At 53.1% G+C, this 4,956-nt stretch carries 6 protein-coding genes; 4 read left to right on the top strand and 2 right to left on the bottom strand.

The window, feature by feature from the left end; translation table 11 throughout:
• The coding region (locus L691_RS0108230) for a DUF1054 domain-containing protein (RefSeq protein ID WP_025689921.1) at positions 1 to 615 on the bottom strand (615 nt) is incomplete at its 3' end.
• A 277-nt stretch (positions 616 to 892) separates the two neighbouring features.
• Between L691_RS0108230 and L691_RS0108225 the strand changes: the two genes are divergently transcribed.
• The 3 genes from L691_RS0108225 to L691_RS0108215 all read left to right on the top strand — a co-directional run bounded on the left by L691_RS0108225 (position 893) and on the right by L691_RS0108215 (position 3,842).
• On the top strand, positions 893 to 1,489 hold the full coding sequence (locus tag L691_RS0108225; RefSeq protein ID WP_025689920.1) for a hypothetical protein: 597 nt from the start codon (positions 893 to 895) through the stop codon (positions 1,487 to 1,489).
• Positions 1,490 to 1,700: 211 nt separating this feature from the next.
• Positions 1,701 to 3,125, top strand: a complete 1,425-nt coding sequence (gndA, locus tag L691_RS0108220; RefSeq protein ID WP_025689918.1) for an NADP-dependent phosphogluconate dehydrogenase — start codon at positions 1,701 to 1,703, stop codon at positions 3,123 to 3,125.
• A 153-nt stretch (positions 3,126 to 3,278) separates the two neighbouring features.
• Positions 3,279 to 3,842, top strand: coding sequence for a shikimate kinase (locus L691_RS0108215; protein ID WP_025689917.1), 564 nt, complete (start codon positions 3,279 to 3,281; stop codon positions 3,840 to 3,842).
• On the opposite strand, the gene L691_RS0108210 is transcribed toward L691_RS0108215, so the two are convergent.
• Positions 3,839 to 4,150 (bottom strand): rhodanese-like domain-containing protein, encoded by a 312-nt coding sequence (locus tag L691_RS0108210; protein WP_025689916.1) that lies wholly within the window; start codon positions 4,148 to 4,150, stop codon positions 3,839 to 3,841. The two genes, L691_RS0108215 and L691_RS0108210, sit on opposite strands and share 4 nt — an antisense overlap.
• Before the next feature lie 114 nt (positions 4,151 to 4,264).
• Between L691_RS0108210 and L691_RS0108205 the strand changes: the two genes are divergently transcribed.
• Positions 4,265 to 4,956: 3-phosphoshikimate 1-carboxyvinyltransferase (locus tag L691_RS0108205; RefSeq protein ID WP_025689914.1), on the top strand; the 692-nt coding region annotated here is incomplete at its 3' end.

Below are 4,956 nucleotides of genomic sequence, written 5' to 3'. Positions count from 1 at the left end.
CATCCGATACAGTGGAAGCAGCGTCTCGAACGTCTGTTCAATCACTTGAAGAAGCGCTTGTCCATCCCTGAGGACCGGATCGTCATTTCCGATCCGCAGTCCGCAGGTGACTTCCGCTTTCTTCACTTCCTTAAGGCGGCGCGTAAGCTCTGCGAAACGGTCATCGTCCATGTCCGATTGCGGTGTTCCGTGCGGGTCCAGATGGTCCGTGGACCAGAAATAATGGCCCGGCAGCCGCTCCAAGACCGAGGGTAAGCCGCCGGACAGCGCATTGGCGAACATGGCTTTGTTCGGGCTCTCGTAAATAATCGCGAACACGATGAACAGATGGCTCCGAAACAGGCCGGTCTGAAAATGCGGCAGCGCTTTGTAGCCCCTTTTGCCGGGCCCCCAGGCTACCCAGGTATCATTCGGCGGGTGCACCGTGCGCCGGGCGTGCTTGGCTACATGAGGAAACATCTCCTCCCCGCACAGTGCGGAAAGAGACGGGGCGACTTCACCGCCGAGCGCCGTCAGCTTGGGCCGTACCTTGGCGATTAGGGCATCCATTCTGGGCTCAAGACCGTCAATGCCAAATACTTCAAAATCTTCTGCTGCAAATCCGTTGAACGACATATAGTGTAGTGTCACCTCTTAGTAGGATGTACTGTCATCATGCCGCGCGGCATTCCGCGAAATAGGCGTTTTGAATGATGGCACAGCGGGTAAAAATAGTCAATAAACCAAGTTCCCGCTACATAAACTGAAGTATAAAATAAGTGTAGGATGAACGCAAAGATCATCACTGCGCCCGGTTATTTTATCGGCTGCAGTCACGACTTCCGTAAGGGTAGAGACGCTAATGACAAATGTGCCGGTTTTGCTATTTGCAAAACGTAAAGGAGGGAGTGCGGTGAATAAGAACGACGAGGTGGAGTATTGCAACCTGGAGCTCCGGTTTGACCGGATGCACATTCAGAATTTAATCAAGGATTTGATTCAGGAAGGCTATTCCTTGTATTGGAGCGAGAGCGACAGCCTGTTTGTCATATCGGTCCGTACCGGGCGCAAGCTTATCAAGCTGCGGTTTCAACGGATTAAAGACGGTTACAAGCTGGTAGGCGATTACATGATACGCGACGCCCGCCTTTCCGAGTGGATGGAGAAGCTGATCGGCGATATGCGCGGCCATGCCGTCGTCAAGCGTTTTCGCGACCGCCAGATCATCATTGAAAATATTTTGTTCGGCGAAGTGATCCGGCTCGTGGAAATATCAGGCTATCAGCAGAAAGTGCTCTATCAGAAAGGACCTTTGCTGTCGGACCAGGAGCTGACGAAAATGTTCTACTCGACCCTGGGCGAAGAGCGCGTCCGCGATCGCAGGATGGAAGTCGACGAGGAATTGGACCGGCTGAGTGACGCTTTGGCCCGGGGTGATAAGCAGCAGGTGAAGCTTTCCAAGGAAAGGCTTATGTTTTTGACGAAGGAATTAATGAAGTTGGAATGGTAAATCCAGTGGGCATAGGCAAAGATCAGGCACCTCTGGCAAGAGGTGTCTTCCATTTGCAAGGCAATTTTCCGTAGGGGTTCACTTCTGCTGCAAAAAGCGTTAGAATAGTTACATTGCGGGTCAAATTTCGAAATAGATGCATTTTGTCAATGAAATTGATCTCTTAATGCTTCAAACTAAATAAAAATACGTGCAAAGGGTGGAGGACAAGATGGCAAAACAACAAATCGGCGTTATCGGCCTGGCAGTAATGGGTAAAAATTTGGCGCTTAACATCGAGAGCAGAGGCTTTACCGTATCCGTATTCAACCGTTCGCCCGAGAAGACTCATGACCTTCTTAAAGAAGCGGAAGGCAAAAATCTCACCGGCACTTTTACTATTGAGGAATTCGTTCAGTCGCTGGAAACTCCGCGCAGAATTCTGATCATGGTTCAAGCAGGTAAAGCAACCGATGCGACCATAGAGCAATTGATTCCGCATTTGGATCAAGGCGACATTATTATCGACGGTGGCAATGCCTACTTCCCGGATACAATCCGCCGCAACAAGGAACTGGAGGAAAAAGGCTTCCGCTTCATCGGCACCGGCGTATCCGGCGGCGAAGAAGGCGCGCTGAAAGGGCCTTCCATCATGCCTGGCGGTCAGGAAAGCGCGTATGAATTGGTAGAACCGATCCTCACAGCGATCTCGGCCAAAGTAAACGGCGAACCTTGCTGTACATATATCGGACCGGACGGAGCAGGCCATTACGTCAAAATGGTGCATAACGGCATCGAGTACGGCGACATGCAGCTCATTTGCGAAGCGTACCAGCTCTTGAAAGACGTTGTGGGCCTTGATGAAAAAGAACTGCATGCGACCTTCGCCGAGTGGAACAAAGGCGAGCTCGATAGCTATCTGATCGAGATTACGAAGGATATCTTCGCGCAGTATGACAAAGAAACCGGCAAGCCGATGGTCGACGTCATCCTCGACGCCGCAGGTCAAAAAGGCACCGGTAAATGGACAAGCCAAAGCTCGCTGGATCTGGGCGTACCGCTGTCCATGATTACGGAATCCGTATTCTCCCGCTTCCTCTCCGCTATGAAAGAGGAGCGCGTAGAAGCAAGCAAAGTGCTGAGCGGACCGGCTGCCGCCGCGTTTGACGGAGACAAAGCCGAGTTTATCGAGAATGTGCGCAGAGCGCTGTTCGCGAGCAAAATTGTTTCCTACGCCCAAGGCTTCGCACAGCTGCGCGTCGCTTCCGAAGAATACGGCTGGAATCTGAAATACGGCAATCTGGCCAAGATCTGGCGCGGCGGCTGCATTATCCGTTCCCGCTTCCTGCAGAACATTACCGATGCTTATGAAAATAATCCGGAGCTCAAGAACCTGCTGCTTGATCCGTTCTTCAAAGACATCATGACTTCTTACCAGGATGCATGGCGCAAGGTGGTTGCCGAAGCGGTAACTCGCGGAATTCCGGTTCCGGGCTTCGCAAGCGCCCTGGCTTACTACGACAGCTACCGCACGGAGCGTCTGCCGGCTAACCTGCTGCAGGCTCAGCGCGACTATTTCGGCGCGCATACATTTAAGCGCGTGGACAAGGAAGGCGTCTTCCACCACGAGTGGATCGCCGAAGCGCAGTCGGAATAACGCGCCAGTCTCTCTTTCACGGCCCGGAAGAGCCCGCCTTCAGGCGGTTTTTCCGGGCTTTTTTAAATAAAAGCCGACATTGGGCAGAGGAATGATTGTGCTGTGTTTTCGCCCTGTGTTATGATAAGTCCAAAATATTGAGTAGGTGAACGTATGTCTGGTGATGAGATACTGCCAAAGACGGGGCCCGCAAATTCCGGCAATCTGATTCTGATTGGAATGATGGCAACAGGGAAATCAAGTGTAGGCGCTATATTAGCCGAGCAGCTAGGTTATGAGCTCGTGGATCTGGATCATGTTATTATCCGAAAAGAGGGACGGAGCGTGTCCGACATTTTTGCGGAAGATGGGGAAGCATACTTCAGGGCCGTGGAGACGGAAGTGCTGCGGGAGACGTTGCGGGGCGGCAGGAAGGTAATCTCCACTGGCGGGGGCGCGGTGCTTGCGCCGGCTAATAGAGAAATGATGATGGAGAATGGCATCGTAGCGGCGTTAAGCGCCACGGCAGAGGTTATTATATCCCGGGTAGCCGGAGACAACAATCGGCCGCTGCTGGCCGGCAATACGGAAGAACGCGTAAGGCGGATTCTGGAAGAACGAAAGGACGCCTACAGCTTCGCGCATTGCACGGTCGATACAACGAACTTGACAGCGGCCCAAGTGTGTCATCATATTTTAATGCACTACCGCGTTTTAGCTTTTAAGCATGTAGGCTAATTTTCCGGCAGTTCATTCCATTCGATCATGCCGCCGCTCAGGTTTGCAACGCCGCTATAGCCATGGGCATACAAGTATTCGCATACCCGCTGGCTGCGGGAACCGGAGCGGCATATAAAAATAACCTTGGCATCCTCGGGGATCTCGGAGGTACGGTACGGAATATCGCCCATGGGAATATGCGCGGCGCCGGAGATCATTCCTAGAGCTACTTCGTCAGCTTCTCTGACGTCGATCAGAACCAATTCTTCACCGGATTCAATGCGCTGACGCAGCTCCGGGGCTGTGATTTGGGGAATACCATTCATGGATATGACCTCTTTCCTTGACAAGAATGGTTTAATGATAACATAAGGGTAGAACACCCTGTCAAACCAAGGGTACCCCCGCATCTACTATATAACAATAAGGAGAACTGGAATATGGACGTTATTGTAAGGCCTACGCCGGAACTACACGGGGAAATCGGAGCTTTGTCCTCCAAAAATTATACGACGCGCTACCTGCTGGTAGCCGCGCTGTCAGAAGGCACGAGCACGATCCATCATCCGGCGCACAGCGAGGACAGCGACGCTATACGCCGCTGTATCCGCGACCTGGGAGCGGAGCTTACGGAGGACGACGAGAAGATCGTCATCAAGGGCTTCGGCCGCCGTCCCAAAGATGTCAAGGAGCTCAATGTGGGCAATGCCGGCGCGGTGCTGCGCTTCCTGATGGCGGTTGCCTCCCTGTGTCCGGAAGTGACCTTTGTGAATACATACCCGGACTCGCTCGGCAAGCGTCCTCATGACGACCTGATCGACGCTCTTGGCCAGCTTGGCGTGGAGGTTAAGCATAATGAAGGCCGCCTGCCGATCACAATCCGGGGCGGAAATCCTAAGGGAGGCCGCATCACCGTCTCCGGCGCGGTCAGCTCCCAGTATTTGAGCGCCCTGCTGTTCCTGACGCCGCTGCTTGAGGAAGACAGCGAGATCATTGTGCTGAACGATCTGAAATCGAAAGTAGTCGTAGGCCAGACGCTGGAGGTGCTGGAGCAGGCCGGGATCGTTATCCACGCGGCCGACGACTGCATGTCGTTCAAGGTACCGGGCGGACAGTCCTATGAGGCCAAATC

The sequence above is a fragment of the Paenibacillus zanthoxyli JH29 genome, assembly GCF_000520715.1.
Classification (GTDB): Bacteria; Bacillota; Bacilli; order Paenibacillales; family Paenibacillaceae; genus Paenibacillus_AQ; species Paenibacillus_AQ zanthoxyli.
The sequence above is the reverse complement of the archived record's forward strand: the minus strand, read 5'-3'. Positions and strand labels throughout refer to the sequence as shown.

Coding starts and splice junctions, on each gene's coding strand:
- gndA (WP_025689918.1), top strand. CDS start 1,701: ATGGCAAAACAACAAATCGGCGTTATCGGCCTGGCAGTAATGGGTAAA.
- L691_RS0108210 (WP_025689916.1), bottom strand. CDS start 4,150: ATGAATGGTATTCCCCAAATCACAGCCCCGGAGCTGCGTCAGCGCATT.
- L691_RS0108215 (WP_025689917.1), top strand. CDS start 3,279: ATGTCTGGTGATGAGATACTGCCAAAGACGGGGCCCGCAAATTCCGGC.